The following is a 17,766-nucleotide window of genomic DNA, read 5'->3' on the forward strand; positions in this document are numbered from 1 at the left end:
CTATGTATTAATTCATTTGTATCAATGCCCAAACTATCTACGCCAATATCTTATCCCTCGTTTCACGAAGCATTTTTGTTCTGGCTCAAACTTGGCTTTATCAGCTTTGGTGGACCCGTAGGACAAATCGCTATCATGCATAATTTTGTTGTAACACACAAGAAATGGATTTCAGAAGGCCGCTTTTTACATGCACTTAACTATTGTATGGTATTACCCGGCCCTGAAGCTCAGCAACTGGCAACCTATATTGGTTGGTTACTTCATGGTACACGAGGTGGATTAGCAGCAGGAATTCTGTTTGTCCTTCCTTCAGTCTTTTTTCTGTTAGGACTTAGCCTATTGTATGTTGTCTATGGAACTATCCCTTGGGTCTATGCTCTCTTTTATGGATTGAAGCCTGCAGTAATAGCTATCATAGTAGTTGCCCTTGTTAAAATTGCTCACAAATCACTAGTAGGACCGTTATATTATGCTATAGCTATTTGCAGCTTTATTTGTATATTTTTTCTTACTATCTCCTTCCCCTATCTCATTCTTACGGCCATACTGATAGCATGGATATGCCAGAGATGGTTTCCATATCTCCTGAAGTCTTATCAGGACGAGATTCATTTGGATAAAGAAGAGGATCAATATTTGATCAATCAAAATACAACTTCAACTGTTACTTCTTTTCGCGTTAAACATTTTTTATCTCAGACACTAACTGGTATATTCTTATGGGGGTTGCCGATAATTATTCTCTATTACACAAGTGAAGATTTTCCTTTCTATTGGCAGATAGCTGTATTTTTTACGAAGGCAGCATTGATCACATTCGGGGGTGCCTATGCTGTACTTCCCTATATAGCTCAGATCACAGTTGAGCAGTTCCACTGGCTATCCAGTAACCAGATGATTGATGGACTTGCTCTAGGGGAAACCACTCCGGGACCTTTGATCATGGTTTTATCATTTGTGGGTTTTCTGGCTGGGTATAATCATTCTGATGGATCTTTGCTTACAGCTACCAATGGGTTAGTATTAACCACTTATTACACTTTCCTACCCTGTTTCTTATTCATACTTATAGGAGCCCCACTAGTAGAAAAAACACGTCAAAATCCCAAAGTCAAATCTATGTTGGCATTGGTCACCGCAGCAGTGGTAGGTGTCATCTTAAATCTAACTCTCACATTTTCTCAATCTGTCATCTTCCCGGAGGGATTCAAGATCTCAGTTATCAATTGGTTTGCCTTGGGTTGGGCTATTTTGTCATTTGTAGTATTATCCAAAAAGCTATTGGGAATGATTTCCTGGATTGGTATCAGCGCTCTGGCAGGCTTAGTACTTTATCTGAGTGGACTTATAGAATAATATAGTCTATAAACAAAAACAGCTACCTGATGGACAAGCAGCTGTTTTTGTTTAGAATTTGGTACTATACATCCGTTTCCCGATCCTTATTCTTCCATAAACGAAGTTCATCTCCCACTGGACGTTCTATAATACGACTACGTGAACGACGCTGTATAGTTGTGTCACTTTGTGCTGGTTGATCTATAGTATTATTATCTGAATCTTCACTATTATTAATCGTACGAGTTGTATCTGCAAATGAACCAATTCTATCATCCAGATCACCTCCCACTGGGTCTTGGAATGTTCCGGTTTTTATACGGTCTTCATTCGCTCTATCCCCATATTGAGTCACAGAATCAGTCACAGTGCCTAGCTGATTTTCAGAACCTGCAGTATCTGTCCGACCGATAGTAGTTCCTCCTGTAGTGATGGTATTGGTTACGATAGCCCGATCATCTACATCAATTGCACCACAATCATCCAGAATGTCCGCCACATCTTCAGCCTGGTCTTCAGAAGAAGTATACACAGTTACCATTGATGTATTCTTCGCAACCTCTGAATATTTATAGGCTTCATCTTTTCCGTTAAACAATGATTTAAAGAAGTTGCTGACAGTCTCACCGAAACCAGTATTTTCATTTTCACTCCAATCCGAACTACTATTTTGCTCAGATCCATACGAAATATCTATATTATGACGGTCAAAACCATTTTCAACCAATTCTTCCACGGCATTTTGCGCCTCTGAGGCAGTATCAAAAATGCCAACTACAGTATGTGCCATGTTCTTTAATTTAAGTTTTATATATTCTCAACATGTAAAAATATTTTCTTTTACATCTTTGTTGTACAGATAGTATAGAATTACATACCACTCAAATAAATCACAGACTATCAGACACTTAACAAACAAACACAAAATAATATGTCCGAAAGCTTCTACATAGTCAAGGAGATAATTCTACATCTCCTGTACTAGTTTATCTGTCTCAGCTATATTTGGTGTACTACTGGTTTACAACACTTTATCTCTACTCTTTTCGATGTTTCGCATCTTTATCACCGCTCTTCTATTTATCGGCGTATCTATTCATAGTTATGGACAGATTACTGCCTATCAGGTATTTTATGGAGTAACTATTTCGGAACCACAACAAATCATTTTGCGTGAATGGCAACAAAACAATCAGCAGATGTATCTTCTTCTCAATCCATATACCCTCGAAACATCTACCCGACAGTTACCCCTCAATGCTATTCAGAAAGAATCATGGAATGAGATCGAAAATTTATTTCAGCACACCCCGTATATAAAAGCCCTTCATCAGGAAAAAGGAAGAGATTCTAATCTCCAGGATGCAGGTATACAACGCACAGATACCACAGAACGTGGATTTAGCCTAACGATAGATCTTTGTCCATCCTCCAAGCCTCTTGCCCGTTCATTTTTTGAGCAGCTCATTACTGCGTTTGAACCCGAAGAAAAGCCTATTCCTATCACTATCACAATCACAGGTATATGGATACAAAAACATATGCAGGACTTAGCTTATCTAAAAAATCTTGTAAACAAAGGCGAGCTGGATATCACCTGGGTTAACCACTCCTATCATCATTATTATAGTCCTTCCAAACCTCTTCCTGTTAATTTCCTGCTTGCACCAAATACCAAGATCTCAGATGAAGTGCTCCTAAATGAGCAGTATATGCTTGAAAATGGTTTAACGCCTTCCATATTTTTCCGGTTCCCCGGCCTAATCTCTGATAAAGCCATCTTTGATCAGGTACTGGCCTTTGGCTTACTTCCTATTGGAAGTGATGCATGGCTGGCAAAAAAACAGCAACCCAAACAAGGTAGCCTCGTACTTGTCCATGCCAATGGCAACGAACCTGTGGGACTGCAAGACTTTATACAGATGATTAAACAAAAGTCGAATCTGATCAGAAAGAAAGCATGGCTCATTTATGAATTGCCCACCAGCATAGTAAACTTCGAAGGACGGTAATAATCAATCAATTCTCAGGTTAATATCAATGGCAAGGAAACTTACGTTTTGTCTTCTGGGAATAGCCTTATCAGGGCTTATAGGCTGTACAAATTCTCAAACAACCAACACTAATTCAATCAGCAAAGTTGAAATGCATCTTAGTGCTTTTGGAGTAGAATCAGACGACTTTCCTTCAATTGATGTAATCATTGATTTTCAAAACGATACAAGTTCCTGCAAGAAATGGTACTATAATCCAGCATATAAAGACTCTATCTATTCGCTTTCCAGAACTGATATAACAAAAGTACTGGATTTGCTAAAGAGTAGTGATTTGAAAAAATTGAAAGAGGAATACAGAAAGCTGTAGATAAAACTGATCAACCCAGTTCTAAAACTATAATTTATACGAGTCAAAGTACCTTTACCATAAATGATTATGGATTGGAAGCAGACCATCCCCTGCAGGCGATTTATAAGATTGTGTATCAATATTAGATAAGTAATCCACCAGAAGCTTCAATTCTCTGAGCATTAATCCATTTGGATTCTGGTGTACAGAGAAATGCGACAATTCCACCGATATCTTCTGCCTGTCCGATACGAGGAATGGCTGTTACACTTTTTATATGTTCCTGCATTTGCACAGAATTCTTTAGCCGTCCTCCACTAAAGTCTGTCGCAATTGCTCCGGGAGCAACTACATTTACATTGATATAACGAGGGCCTAATTCCTTTGCCAGATATTTGGTGAGCACCTCAATTGCTCCTTTCATACTGGCATAAGTACCTGAACCGGGAAAAGAAACGCGAGTTAAACCCGTAGAAATGTTGATAATACCTCCTTCGTCATTCAAAAAGGGAAGCAGCTTTTGCGTGAAAAAGAATACACCTTTAAAATGCATATTCATCAACTCATCAAAATTTTCCTCTGTTGTATCAGCAAATGAAGGAATAATCAGATTAGCCCCTCCATTATTAATCAGAAAATCCAGCTTCTGTGTATGAAAGACGCTTTCCAGAATTTCTTTAAGGCTAGTGATGAATGCGGGAAAACTTTTTATATCTCCTACATTTAATTGCAGGGTTGAAGCTTTTTGTCCAAGTTTCTCAATTTCTGCCACTACAGCTAAGGCATCTTCTTTTCGGTTATTGTAGGTTAGTATTACATCAATACCTTTCCGGGCAATCTTTATTGCCATGTCTTTTCCCAATCCACGACTACCTCCTGTCACCAATGCGATTTTAGTTTTCTGTGTCATATAGTTTACTATTTGTTTAAATGTATGACACAAAGTTGGCGATAAAAGCAGGTGTGCAGTTTGCATCAGACAAACCGATGTTTGCAAAATTCAAACCTTGGTTAATTACGAAAACTTAAGGGAGAGAAAGAGGTCTGCTTTCTGAAAAAATTAGAAAAATGTGCTACCTCTTCAAAACCCAGGCAATAGGCAATTTCTGAAATGTTCCAGTTAGTCTGACGCAACAACATTTTAGCCTCCTGTGTGATCCGGTTAGTAATGATCTCTGTTGTAGTTTTCCCTGTTTGTTCTTTGAGGGCTCTATTAAGGTAGTTTACATGTACAGATAATCGTTCTGCGTAGTCTTTTGCAGTCCGTAGACCAATAGTCTGCTGAGGAGATTCAATAGGAAATTGTCGTTCGAGTAATTCTGTAAATAAGGATGAAACTCGCGCAGTTCCATTATGTTTGGTAGTCAATGCCATAGCAGGCTGAAGCTTTTGCCCAAAATGGATCAACTCTAATACATAGTTTCGAAGCAAATCGTATTTATATATATAGTCAGAGGATAGTTCTTCGTTCATTTTCAGAAATATCGCCTCAATCCTATTCATATCTTCATCTGAAAGCTCAAAGACAGGATAGCCTCCTGATTTAAAAATAGGAAGTTCATCAATAGCTACTCCACTCTTGGACTTAATCAGAAAATCCTCTGTAAAAATGCAAAAGTATCCAGATTGCTCCAGATCCTGAGGAAGCCAATGGTAAGGAATTTTAGGAGTAGCAAATAGTAATGCACTTTTTTGAATGTCTATAACTTTATCCGCATACTCTGCTCTGTTATGTCCTTTGATGAAGCTTATTTTGTAATAAGCTCTCCTATTATAAGGCATTAAAGCTTCTCCTGTTTCTTTAAATCTATTGAAGAAATTGGCTATATTGAATACATTAAAATGACCTGTTTCTTTTGTGATTCCTTCAGGCAATAAAGTGTATCGACCTTTTTGTGTTGACTCGGCCAATTCCTTGTAAAAAGTATCAATACTTCTGACTTCCATTTGCTTTATCATTGCAAAGATTTATGCAGTATTTAGAAGGATGAAAGTGAGCCAGTTCTTACAGGCTTTATTTATAAAAAATAATCTCTGTAAGATTCATATCCCAAACATTATCAGGAATAAAGATAGACATTCTCCCGATTTTGTACTAGAGAAAATAGCTCTCCCTGCATGCTTAACAGGTAATTGGAAGAATTAGTGCATTTATTCTGTGTTATAACTTTCTAAATACAGAGGGACGAAGTTGCTGAACAGGCAGATTCATATGGGCCAGTGATTCGGAATGGCCAATGAACAGATAACCACCTTTTACAAGTTTAGAAATGAGTTTACTCAATACCATTTCCTGAGTAGGCTTATCAAAGTATATTAATACATTGCGGCAAAAAATAATATGGAAGTTGCCTAACTTTCTATGATCTTCCTCCAGAAAATTCAGTTGCTGGAAAGTAACCTTTTCCCGAAGATCAGGTATTATACGAACATCATGCTGTTCGTGTGATTTATTTCGCAACAGGTATTTTTTACGTAGGTGAAGAGGAATGTCTGTAATTCTATCTTCTGTATAAACTGCCCGAATAGCTTTACTAAGGACTTCAGTAGAAAGATCGGTTCCCAGTATACGGAATGTGAACGGGACATGATCAGTCATATACTCACTCAATGCCATAGCCAGAGAGTAAGGCTCTTCCCCACTGGAACAACCTGCACTCCAGACATTCAATACGTTATGGCTTCGATCAAGTAACTCAGGGAGTACGGTTGACCGAAGAAATTCAAAATGATTGTACTCTCTGAAGAAATCCGTCTTATTGGTTGTGATTGCATTTACCATGTATTGCAGTTCTTCCTGCTTTCCTGCAGTAGTAAATACAAAATCAAAGTAAGTCTTGAAAGAAGATTGACGGGTAATTTTAAGCCGTTTCTTCAATCTGCTTTCAACCATATTTCTCTTTGCAACAGGTAACTTTATCCCACAAGACTGATAAATGTAAGTGCTGATCCGTTTAAAATCAGCATCAGACATTTTAACAGAAGGTTCATCAGCAGCAAACATCACATTCAGGCACTAGCCACTTCTTCAGAATTATTCAATACGACTAGTTCTTCAGAAGAAAATACTTTGTCTATATCCAGAAACATAATAAAGTCTTCTCCAACCTTAAAAGTGCCTTTAATAAAGTTAGCATTGTAGCGAACTCCCATAGCAGGCAATGGTTTGATCTGCTCCGGTGATGCTTCAAATACTTCTACAACGGAATCTACCAATGCTCCAATTACAATATGCTTTCCGGCATCTCCATTTGCCTCTACATTTTGTGCTATGGTCAATACAATAATGCAGCTGTCCTGAGTCTCAGCTACAGGCGTCATGCCAAACTTGACGCGTGTATCAATCACTGGAAGTACGGTTCCTCTTAGATTTGTTACTCCTCTCATAAACGCAGGAGCATGAGGTACTTTGGTAATTTTACCGACTTCCAACACTTCGTTTACCGTCAATACATTGGCGGCAAATATCTCTTGTCCAAGCTTAAATGACAAATAGGACTGAATAGATACAGATTCTGTACTCACGTGATTAACTATTTAAATGAAAACTTTATGTAATAGTTGTTTAACAATTTTACCACTGTCCAGCACCAGAGCTACAGTGCCATCTCCCATAATGGTTGCTCCCAGCAAGAGTTCCTGTCCTTTGGAAATACCCATAGCCCCCAATGGCTTCAATACCGACTGATACTCTCCCACAATCTTGTCTACAATTAACGCTATTTTCTGACCCTCGTAGGTTATAGTAACAATCTGTTCAATAGCAGGAGCCTCCCCACTTATTGCAAACTCCTCTCTCAGATAATAGAATGGCACTTGTTCTCCATCTATAATTACAAGATCATTAAATCCTGCATGTATCTCATCATGTCTGATTTCGTAGCACTTGTCTACAGCGGATAGAGGTATTACAAAACAGGTATCATCTGCTTTTACCAGAATACCATCAATGATGGAAAGTGACAAAGGAAGTTTAATAGTCATGGTTGTTCCTTTATTCACTTTTGAGTCAATATATATCTCACCTCTAAGTTCTTCAATCCGCTGTCGGACTACATCCATCCCAACACCTCTTCCAGAGATTTCACTTACTTTCTGAGCAGTACTGAAACCAGGCAAGAAGATAAGATTGATGGCTTCTTTATCTGTTAATGGAGTAGTCTCACTTAGAATTCCTTTTTCTATTGCCTTTTCACGAATCCGTTTTGGATCTATTCCCTTTCCATCATCTTCAATGACAATCTGTACCATTCCCTCAGAGTAGAAAGCTTTCAGGTGTATCTTTCCCTGTGCAGACTTTCCGTTCCGGATTCGTGTCTCAGCATCCTCAATACCATGATCAATGCTATTGCGAAGCAAATGCAGAATCGGATCACTCAGGTTTTCAATAATAGTCTTGTCAACCTCTGTTTCTCCTCCTTCTGTACTAAAAATAATATTCTTCTGCAGGTCTTTGGAAAGATCTCTTACCAATCGTTGGAAGCGGGAAAAGATAGTCTCCATTGGAACCAGACATATCTTTAGTGAGTTATCTCGTAACTGACGTAACAGCTTATCAAAGTTTTCAGCGATGGATGTTAGTTCGGTAGAATTGTTCTTCTCTGCCAACAACGTTAATCTTGCCTGCATTGTAATCAATTCACTGACTACATTCATCATTTCATCCAGCTTGCGTGATGCAACACGAATACTGGTCAGCGAGTTATTTTTAGAAGAAGCAATCTTAGATAAAGATACTTTAGGTTCATCTTCCACTACTACTTCTTTTTGGGGTTCTGCCTTCTGTTCTTTACGAACAGATTCTTTAGATGCGCTATGCAGATAGGCTGTAATACTACCCAATGAAATACCTTCTGTGACAACAGAAAGTTCTTTCATCTTATGAATAAATGCATCATCCTGCAACAAAGACTTATCTGCGATTTTATGAATCTTTAGAGTGCACGCATCTTCGGCAAACAGAAAGACATCTGCAATTGCGCTTTTTTCCTCAGACGTACTCAAAAAGATATCCCAGGACAGATAACAACTCTCTTCCTGAATCTGTGATAAATCAGGGATATTCTTATTACGCAAAAATACTTTACACTCTCCTAATGCATACAAATCATCAATCATATATAGAGGATTGACACCTGTTGTCAGGAGATGTCCGGCAGGAATAAACTGTATATAATAGGTAACTATTTTCTTTTCATCTGATACAATTTCAGGAGTATCCTCTCCTAAGGCAGAGCTATTTGCGGTCTCAGATGTAGCAGAATGATTGCCTTCCAATATATCAACCTTCCTTTTTATGCTAAAAAGCAGGGTCTCATATTTGAGTTTATATTCTTCTGTAGGAAGCTCATTATTTGTCTCTACCAGGATTTTTATAAAATCAATCGAGGCAAATGTAAGACTCAGAATTTCCTCTGAAAGAACAGTTTTCTGCTCTCTGATAAATTCATAGATAGTTTCCAGATCGTGTGTAAGGTTGCCAATCTTATCAAATCCAAACATAGCACTGGTTCCTTTCAGTGTATGCATAATCCGAAATACCTTCTCAATCAGTTTCTGGTTTTCAGGATTTTTTTCAAGCTCCAGCAGAGCATTTTCCAGATCAGTAACAAATTCTGTTACCTCCTCCAGAAACTTTTCATGTAGTGAATCCATACAAAAGCTGCGTTATCTGACTATTTTCCGTACGTTTGCCAACAATGCCTCTACCTGAAAAGGCTTTTGCATAAAGGAGGTAACCCCTGCTTCTTTTGCCTGCTCCTGTTGATTGGATTTGGTAGTCAACAGAATCACCGGCGTAAATTTATATTCTGTATTTGCCCGAATCGCCTTCACTAAGCTAATTCCATCCATGTTGGGCATATTCAAATCTGTGATTACCAGGTCTATATCACGTCCATCAAAGTGTGTCAGAGCTTCCTGCCCATCACCACTTTTCAAAACCTGATAGCCTGCCTTTTCAAGAGACTTCTCCAGTATATTTAATGAACTTTCAAAATCATCTACTATGAGTATAGTTTTTCCCATGTTATACTAAGGACGGTTAATTATCGTATCAATTTTTTTATAGTTCCAAGGAGTTCGTCCTTTTGAAAAGGCTTAGCAATTGCTCCGGTAGCCCCAGCCTCTCTGGCTTTTTTCTTTATAGATTCTGCTTCTGTTGTAAAAAGCACAATAGGAATATATTTATAATCTTCTCTGATACGAACTTCCCGGATAAAAGCAATGCCGTTCATATTAGGCATATTCAGATCCGTGATTATCAAATCTATGTTTGTACCATCCAGGTATTTGAGTGCATCTGCACCATCTACCCCAGCTAATACATGATATCCTTCCCCTTGCAGGGTTAACTGAACAAGTGAACGTATACTTCCTGTATCCTCAACCAGTAGAATTGTTTTTTTCATCACACTATATAGTATCTAAAATTGCAGGGTTTAATAGATTACAGTGTCAGCCCAGCCCGAACCAATAAAGTTTGAATATCATCTGATAAGGTTATATTCCATTGTATCGCCGGATTCGAGCTTTTGGCAGCCATGATAATCTGAATGACTGATACATCCAATGCATTAACTTCTGATAGTAGAACAGACAAATGCTTATACTTATCTTGTGCTTCAATCAATGCCTGTTTCACTGTTGTTGCATTTCGTAATGTGAGATTACCACTGATAGTAAGTTGAGCTACTCCTTCAGCCTGATCATTACAAATAATATCGACACCCTTACTCATAATCCGTTTATAGCAGGTAGTTGTTTTTAAATAAGAACTTGGTTAATATTTTTCATATTCTTCATCCAGATTATCGTCTCCCATGTGAATCGTTACCCCTTTTGTTGATGCTTTGGGTACATTGGCAGTGTATTTTGTCTGAACTGGATTAAAACTAGTACGTGTAGATTTATTATTCTTCTCCGTGATTTTCTGAATCTTCTGATAGCTATTTTTCTCAATTCTAAAGAAAGCAATGGCATCCTTCAGTTGTTCTGCCTGAGCGGATAATTCTTCAGCGCTGGTTGCCATCTCTTCAGAAGAAGCCGCATTTTGTTGAATTACCTGATTAAGCTGCTGTATGGCTGTGCTGATCTGTTCTGCTCCAGAATTCTGCTCTATACTTGCAGCTGATATTTCCTGTACCAGACGAGATGTCTTCTGAATATTAGGCACCAGTTGTTCCAATATGTTACCTGACATTTCAGCTGTTACAACGCTGGCTTTGGAAAGTTCGTCAATTTCCAGTGCTGCCAACTGACTCCTTTCTGCTAGTTTACGTACTTCAGCCGCCACAACAGCAAATCCTTTTCCATGTTCACCCGCACGAGCTGCCTCTACAGCGGCATTCAATGCAAGCAGATTGGTCTGGCGGGATATTTCTCCAACAATGGTAATCTTCTCAGCAATGGTCTTCATTGATGAAACTGTATTTCCTACTGATTGATTGCCCTTATTAATATCATCTGCAGCCTGTAAGGCTATTTTTTCCGTTTGTTGTGCATTATCTGTATTCTGATTGATATTGGACGTCATCTGTTCAATAGATGAAGAAACCTCTTCAATAGAGGCAGCCTGTTCAGTTGCACCTTGTGATACCTGTTGAGCTGACGCACTCATCTGCAAGCTGGCAGAAGCGATGTTATCGGCTCCCTGCATAATAATACCCATAATATCTCTTAGACGAACTACCATCTCATTAAGTGCACTGTCTAACTCACCTTCTATCTTATGGTTCTGATCTAATGAGAGATCCCCTTCTGACACACGTTTAGCCAATGAAACACTATTATTGAGTTTACCAACCATGTATCGTATCTGATCCAGTAAGGCTCCTATTTCATCCTGATTGTAATTATCAATGGTGATTGAGAAATTACCAGCAGCTAGTGAAGTAATAGCATTTTGTGCCTGTTGAAGCGATTTTTTCAGCGAAGTAATAATCCAAAAGATAATACCGGCAGATATCAGAGCACCTGCAATAATTAAAATGAACATATTTGTTTGTCCATGTCCATAAATTGCAGCAGTTTCTTCTTTGGCCTTTGATAAAGATTCCTCATTACGTTTCACTATCTTACTCATGATAGTAGTCGCATCTATTGTAACTTTTCGGGTAACAGTAGAAGAAAGTGTATAAGCTGCTTGATTGCTTGAATCTGTATTAACAGTAAATGCCAGATGTTTTATTTTAGTGAAGTTCTTGTTATAATCTTTCCATACACCTAAAAACTGCTCTATTAGTTCTTTATCTTCCTTACTGGAAAGTGACTGCAATTCTTCAATTCGTTTATTCATATCTGCATTGCGCGCTTCACTATCATCAATCCAGTCCTGCATCTGGTCCCGGTCACGAGTAATAATGATGTCTTTTTCTCGTTTGGTAATGAATTGTACATCTTCTGCAATCTTTGCTGATAGAGTGATTAACCGGGCATTTACATCAACAATCTCATTCACCCTTGTATTGATAGTACTAGTATTGCGATTACCCAAGAAGAAGATTGTTGCTGACAAAAAAAGTAATACCGAGAAAGCAAGTATTAATTTGGCCTTTATTGAAAATTGCATGCTTAACTGAAATTTAAAATAGACAAATCGTATTTATATGAGTACACCCTGCCGATAATTTAGAAATTAAGCTCACATAAGATATTTCACTTTGATCTTATCATGATCTCTACTTCTCCTGTTTAATGAAGGACATAGAAAATTTCTTTATAATCCGGAGATAGTTGTACGAGTTATCTATTCTCTGCAAATTCCTGATTATAAATATATGAAGTCAATGCTGGCTGTTTATATATAGTGGATAGCCAAAAGTAGAAAGAAAAGAAATGCAGAATGGTTGCTATTTTGAGGGGATTATTACCAGTCAGGGGATATTATAAATAATGACAACCTGATCTTACAATGCAGAGAAATACTTTCAGATATTACATCTTCATGTATACTCCGTGATGGAAGTAGTTGTGTAATTTTATAAGGTTGTGAAGCTAGATTTTAAGTTACGATTTCACCTATTTACTGATCTCCATATATGCTGTCTATCAATAAACAAATAGGTTTCCCTTGCGCTGAACCTATACTTTTCATTTCTTTTAAAACTAGTAGACAATTTTGGGCTCCAACTATATTGTCCTGTTTTTCATACCCTATCTATACCACAAACAAATGCACTATATCCTTGTTTGTAGGTAGGATTCTATCTTAAACTGACCAACTAATTACATATAGGAGAACCTGCAGTCTTTTAGCATTTTTATATAAAACTCCCACTAAAACGTTGGTAAAAGGAGTAACCAGACTTCAGAAGAATGTATAGTAAGTACAAACTAACCTTGTCTATAGTATACTTCCTCTTAATCTGAGTAGATTTATGGATAGTACCGATAGACTTGTTTAACTATTTTCTGAGCTATTCAGCCTTTGAATCGATAGAGATAAGGTGCCTTATGTGCACCACCAGTCCATTTCTTATCTAATCTTTCCAGGATATTTAAATCCAGCATTTTACGTTGAAAACTGGTTCGATTTAATTTTTCACCAAGTATTGTTTCGTACAGGGTTTGTAAGTCCCCCATTGTAAAAGTCTCAGGCAAAAGGTTAGTCCCAATGAGCTTATGATCCAGATTATCTCTTAATGTCTGTAACGCTTTGTTTACCATAGTGGTATGATCTAACATCAGTGAAGGCAGGTTATTCAAATCATGCCACTCACATTGATCTGACAACAAATCCGGAATAGGTACTGCTTGTGTGAAATCAACCAATGCATAATATCCTACTGAAACAAACCGCCGTAATAACCAATGATCGTGAGAAGGCACATGTCCCTTTCCTAACATGATGGCTTCCAAAGGGGTAGGATCATGGCGTGTTACATCACCAAATACATAGTATTGTTCCAGATAAATATCATGTAATCCTGTACGTTCTGTCAAAGCTCTACGAGCAGCATCATTCAGATTCTCATCATTTTTAATAAAACCAGCAGGAAGGGCAAATAAGCCTGTGTTCTTATATTCCAACAGAAGAATCTTCAACTGGTTTTCATGAAATCCAAAAATGACCAGATCTATTGCCAGTCCTGGTAAAAAGCCTTCACCACCGGGAGGAAGAAGCGAGGGAGAGTTATTCATCTATAGACAAAATTAACAACCAGATAGGGTGCACAAAAACGTATACTACCTTTCAAATTTTTATTGTCGCAATTTGCAACATTATTTTTGGAAGTTCCCAATTTGTTTTTTACTATTGTTCACTATTGCGACAATATAAAAAATTATTTCAATAATCGAATTGTTTAATACCATTCACCTTTATGAAAACACTCCTATTATTACTGGCTGCGACTACTCAGTTTATCTCAATGGCTATAGCGCAGGCCCCCAAAACTATTTCAGACAAGGCCAATCAGGTTAAGACAGCCAATGGTCTTGTAGAGGGTACAGCAGAAAAAAGTGGCATCCGTTCATTTAAAGGTATCCCATTTGCGGCTCCACCTGTAGGTGATCTGCGCTGGAGAGAACCGCAGCCTGTAAAGAATTGGACAGGGGTACTTAAAACAGACAAATTTGGTCCCAGAGCTATGCAACGTCCAATTTTTGGTGATATGGGTTTCCGTTCCAATGGAATGAGTGAAGATTGTTTGTATCTGAATGTATGGACTCCCGCTAAATCCGGAAATGAAAAACTACCTGTGCTGGTATACTTCTATGGTGGCGGCTTCGTAGCTGGCGATGGTTCTGAAGCCCGTTATGATGGAGAAAGCATGGCACAGAAAGGTATTGTTGCGCTTACCGTAAATTATCGTTTAGGTGTATTTGGCTTCATGGCTCATCCTGAACTTACAAAGGAATCACCCAACAAAGCCTCTGGCAACTATGGATTAATGGACCAGACTGCTGCATTGCGTTGGGTACAACAAAACATTGCAGCCTTTGGTGGTGACCCCAAAAGAGTTACAATTGCAGGTGAATCAGCAGGATCTTTCGCAGTGAGTGCACAGATGGCGTCACCTCATTCTAAAAATCTGATTGCTGGTGCCATTGGAGAAAGTGGATCTTTATTATCTCTGCAACCTTTAATGCCTCTTAGCCAAGCAGAGCAGACAGGTGTAAAATTTGCAGCAGACGCAGGTGCTAACTCATTAGCAGCATTACGGGCTATACCAGCAGAACAACTATTAGAAGCAACAGCAAAACCAGGTACACCATGGTTTTCAGCTATTGTAGATGGCTATTTCTTCCCTACTTCCCCTGCTGACATTTTTAAGGCAGGCCAGCAAGCACATGTGCCTCTGTTAGGTGGATGGAACTCAGAAGAGATGAATTATCGGTTTATTATGGGACAAGAGTCGCCTACTGCTGAAAACTATACTAAAGCAGTACAGAAACTATATGGCGACAAAGCAACCGAAGCACTGAAACTTTATCCTGCATCTTCAGAAAACGAAGTAACTCAATCCGCTACAGATCTTGCCGGTGATCGGTTTATTGGATATAGTACCTGGAAATGGTTGGATGTACATAACCAAACAGGAGGAAAACCTGTGTATCGCTATTATTATACACGTCCCAGACCTCAAATGAAAGCAGCAATGGGTAATGCAGCCCCTGGTCTTGCAGGTGGTGTAGTAAAAAATACGGATGCGAACGCAATTAAGATGCCTCCGGCAACGGGTGCAGTACACTCAGCAGAAATTGAGTATGCAATGGGAAATCTTCCTCATAACCAGGTATATGAATGGAGTGCGGACGATTACAAGGTTTCAGAAACTATGCAAAACTATTTTGCCAACTTTATCAAAACTGGTAACCCCAATGGCAAAGGTCTTCCAGAGTGGCCTGTTATGAAAAATGCGAAAGGAGATCAGGTTATGTATATAGATGTAACCAGTGGCGTACAAACTGATAAAAATAGAGCTCGCTATCTGTTTTTAGAACAAGCAACTACCAAATAAACTTCTGACTTACAACAGACCTGTGAAAACTGATTTCACAGGTCTGTTTTTTATATCCTAATACCTGCGAGTGTATGTTTCTCTATTACCGTCTCTTGTTAGTAAAATTAGCATGAAAAAACTCGTTTATACGTCATTTTTCTTCATTCTCTCTATTACACTCAGAGCAGAAATAGTAAAAATTCTTATTACGAAAACAGAGCCTTATGAAAATGCCAGGTTATTCGGAAACATAGGGTCATATGAGAAAGTATATGGTCAGATAATTGGAGAGGTAGATCCCAAACATACGCTCAATAGAATTATTCAGGATATAGATCTGGCACCGAAAAATGCTAGGGGAAAAGTTGAATATATATCTGAATTTATTCTGCTTCACCCAAAGGATAACAACCGAAATAATGGAATCTTATTTTTAAGCTTGCCCAATCGGGGAAATGTATTTCCTCCAGATACTACTCTCCTGAAAAGAGGGTATGTATATCTCTGGTGTGCCTGGCAGGGAGATGTATTAGCAGGAAACAACCGACTGACAATGAAAGTCCCTGTTGCAACAGAAAACGGCAAAGAGATTACGGGTATGCTACGAACTGAGTATCAGGTACTGGAACCGACTCAGACACTTAATCTGAGTAGTGGTGCATTCAGTGGAAACACCCATCACAGCTATGAAACTATTAGTCTGGATAACAGAGGACTAGTCCTCACAAAACGTATACATGAAGCTGATACTCGTGTTTCAATCCCCAATACAGAATGGGCTTTTTCGGATTGTAGCGTAGTCCCTTTTCCTGGTACACCCAGTACCACCCAAATTTCCCTAAAAGAAAAATTTGACCCCAATTATATCTATGAACTGATATATATCGCTAAAAATCCATTGATAATGGGGCTTGGATTTGCCGCTATACGTGATATAGTCTCATTTCTCCGATATCAGACCCAGGATCAATCTGGAAATAGTAATCCTCTGATTACAGGTACATCTATTCCCATACGAGCAACCATTTTACAGGGTGTATCCCAATGCAGTAACTTTGCACGAACATTTCTACATCTGGGGTTTAACCAGGATGAAAATTTAAAACAGGTTTTTGATGGTGTTAATGCCCATATTGCCCCTCGTCGCATTTCACTGAATGTCCGGTTTGGACGTCCTGGAGGAGGCGGATTGCAACATGAGGATCACTTATTTCCCAGTAATGAACCTCCCTTTACCTGGGACGTACACTATGATCCTGTTTCTGGTATTACAAGTGGCATACTGGAAAAATGTATTCAGACAGGTACCTGTCCTAAAGTTATACAGACACTAAGCTCATCCGAGTACTGGCAGCTCAGAGCCTCTCTTCCCACCACGGACTCCTATGGAAAGAAAGATCTGGTACTCCCTCCTAATGTTCGTATCTATCATTTTGCAGGTACCCAACATACGCCATATGGTATAACAGATAAGAGTAGTGGATTTATAACTAATCCCAACTCTTATATTCCATATCTGCGGGCTATTCTTATTTCTCTGGAAGAATGGATAGTAACAGGAAAAACTCCTCCAGAAAGTGTTTATTCTACTATAGCCAAAGGAACACTTGTTTCTCCTGATCAAAAAAGCACAGGCTGGCCCAAAATTCCCAAAGTGCCTTATAGTGGATTGGTCAACAAAATTCCTTTACTGGATTTTGGCCCTGGATTTACAACCAAATATACCACAGGCATCTTGCGGGAACCGCCCAAAATTATTCCAGGAAAAAATTATACAGTTCTGGTTCCCAAAGTAGACCCAGATGGTAATGAACTAGACGGTATCCGAAACGTTACCATACGTGTTCCTCTAGGCACCTATACAGGCTGGAGTATTCGTCAAAAAGGGTTTGGAGAAGGAGATCTTGCTTCATTAAATGGCATGTTCATTCCATTTGCCAAGACAAAACAAGAACGTATAACGTCAGGAGATCCACGACTATCCCTGGAAGAACGTTATGGTAGTCACGAAGGATATGTTTCAGCAGTCAGAAAAGCAGCAGAGGAACTGGTTAAATCAGGCTTCCTATTACCAGAAGACGCCCAGATTGAAATTACAAAGGCTGAACAAAGTGAAACTCTAAACTCCAGATAA

Annotated in this window: 16 protein-coding genes; 5 read left to right on the forward strand and 11 right to left on the reverse strand. The window is 38.7% G+C overall.

Annotated elements, in window-relative coordinates:
* Positions 1-24: 24 nt before the first annotated feature.
* Positions 25-1,359: a chromate efflux transporter gene (chrA, locus tag QNI15_RS08065; protein ID WP_314031304.1), complete on the forward strand. Its 1,335-nt coding sequence runs from the start codon at positions 25-27 to the stop codon at positions 1,357-1,359.
* Positions 1,360-1,423: 64 nt separating this feature from the next.
* Here the strand turns inward: chrA and QNI15_RS08070 are convergent, their stop codons facing one another.
* The gene (locus QNI15_RS08070) at positions 1,424-2,131 is read right to left on the reverse strand and encodes a hypothetical protein (RefSeq protein ID WP_314031305.1); all 708 of its coding nucleotides are present in this window, start codon (positions 2,129-2,131) and stop codon (positions 1,424-1,426) included.
* A 259-nt stretch (positions 2,132-2,390) separates the two neighbouring features.
* On the opposite strand from QNI15_RS08070, the gene QNI15_RS08075 reads away from it, so the two are divergent.
* Positions 2,391-3,353 carry a polysaccharide deacetylase gene (locus QNI15_RS08075; protein ID WP_314031306.1) on the forward strand — a complete coding sequence of 321 codons (963 nt, stop codon included), beginning with the start codon at positions 2,391-2,393 and terminating at the stop codon, positions 3,351-3,353.
* Between the two features lie 28 nt (positions 3,354-3,381).
* Entirely contained in the window at positions 3,382-3,705 is a 324-nt protein-coding gene (locus QNI15_RS08080; protein WP_314031307.1) for a hypothetical protein, read from the forward strand.
* A gap of 124 nt (positions 3,706-3,829) precedes the next feature.
* Here QNI15_RS08080 and QNI15_RS08085 read toward each other — a convergent pair whose 3' ends face one another.
* The 10 genes from QNI15_RS08085 to QNI15_RS08130 all read right to left on the reverse strand — a co-directional run bounded on the left by QNI15_RS08085 (position 3,830) and on the right by QNI15_RS08130 (position 13,827).
* Positions 3,830-4,597, reverse strand: a complete 768-nt coding sequence (locus QNI15_RS08085) for an SDR family oxidoreductase (protein ID WP_314031309.1) — start codon at positions 4,595-4,597, stop codon at positions 3,830-3,832.
* A gap of 101 nt (positions 4,598-4,698) precedes the next feature.
* Positions 4,699-5,634 carry a helix-turn-helix domain-containing protein gene (locus QNI15_RS08090; protein WP_314031311.1) on the reverse strand — a complete coding sequence of 312 codons (936 nt, stop codon included), beginning with the start codon at positions 5,632-5,634 and terminating at the stop codon, positions 4,699-4,701.
* 214 nt (positions 5,635-5,848) lie between these two features.
* Positions 5,849-6,691, reverse strand: coding sequence for a CheR family methyltransferase (locus QNI15_RS08095; RefSeq protein ID WP_314031312.1), 843 nt, complete (start codon positions 6,689-6,691; stop codon positions 5,849-5,851).
* Positions 6,692-6,696: 5 nt separating this feature from the next.
* Positions 6,697-7,212 (reverse strand): chemotaxis protein CheW, encoded by a 516-nt coding sequence (locus QNI15_RS08100; RefSeq protein WP_314031313.1) that lies wholly within the window; start codon positions 7,210-7,212, stop codon positions 6,697-6,699.
* Positions 7,213-7,224: 12 nt separating this feature from the next.
* Positions 7,225-9,342, reverse strand: coding sequence for a chemotaxis protein CheA (locus QNI15_RS08105; protein ID WP_314031314.1), 2,118 nt, complete (start codon positions 9,340-9,342; stop codon positions 7,225-7,227).
* Between the two features lie 12 nt (positions 9,343-9,354).
* A complete protein-coding gene (locus tag QNI15_RS08110) occupies positions 9,355-9,714 on the reverse strand; it encodes a response regulator (RefSeq protein ID WP_313976109.1) in 360 nt (119 codons plus the stop codon).
* Positions 9,715-9,734: 20 nt separating this feature from the next.
* The gene (locus tag QNI15_RS08115) at positions 9,735-10,097 is read right to left on the reverse strand and encodes a response regulator (RefSeq protein ID WP_313996567.1); all 363 of its coding nucleotides are present in this window, start codon (positions 10,095-10,097) and stop codon (positions 9,735-9,737) included.
* Between the two features lie 38 nt (positions 10,098-10,135).
* Positions 10,136-10,426, reverse strand: coding sequence for an STAS domain-containing protein (locus QNI15_RS08120; protein ID WP_313996569.1), 291 nt, complete (start codon positions 10,424-10,426; stop codon positions 10,136-10,138).
* 42 nt (positions 10,427-10,468) lie between these two features.
* Positions 10,469-12,256 (reverse strand): methyl-accepting chemotaxis protein, encoded by a 1,788-nt coding sequence (locus tag QNI15_RS08125; RefSeq protein WP_314031315.1) that lies wholly within the window; start codon positions 12,254-12,256, stop codon positions 10,469-10,471.
* Positions 12,257-13,107: 851 nt separating this feature from the next.
* A complete protein-coding gene (locus tag QNI15_RS08130) occupies positions 13,108-13,827 on the reverse strand; it encodes an NUDIX hydrolase (RefSeq protein ID WP_314031316.1) in 720 nt (239 codons plus the stop codon).
* 182 nt (positions 13,828-14,009) lie between these two features.
* Between QNI15_RS08130 and QNI15_RS08135 the strand changes: the two genes are divergently transcribed.
* Positions 14,010-15,650: a carboxylesterase/lipase family protein gene (locus QNI15_RS08135; protein ID WP_390902169.1), complete on the forward strand. Its 1,641-nt coding sequence runs from the start codon at positions 14,010-14,012 to the stop codon at positions 15,648-15,650.
* 112 nt (positions 15,651-15,762) lie between these two features.
* The gene (locus QNI15_RS08140; protein ID WP_314031317.1) at positions 15,763-17,766 is read left to right on the forward strand and encodes an alpha/beta hydrolase domain-containing protein; all 2,004 of its coding nucleotides are present in this window, start codon (positions 15,763-15,765) and stop codon (positions 17,764-17,766) included.

Origin of the sequence: Xanthocytophaga flava (assembly GCF_030068545.1) — a bacterium.
Taxonomy (GTDB): domain Bacteria; phylum Bacteroidota; class Bacteroidia; order Cytophagales; family 172606-1; genus Xanthocytophaga; species Xanthocytophaga flava.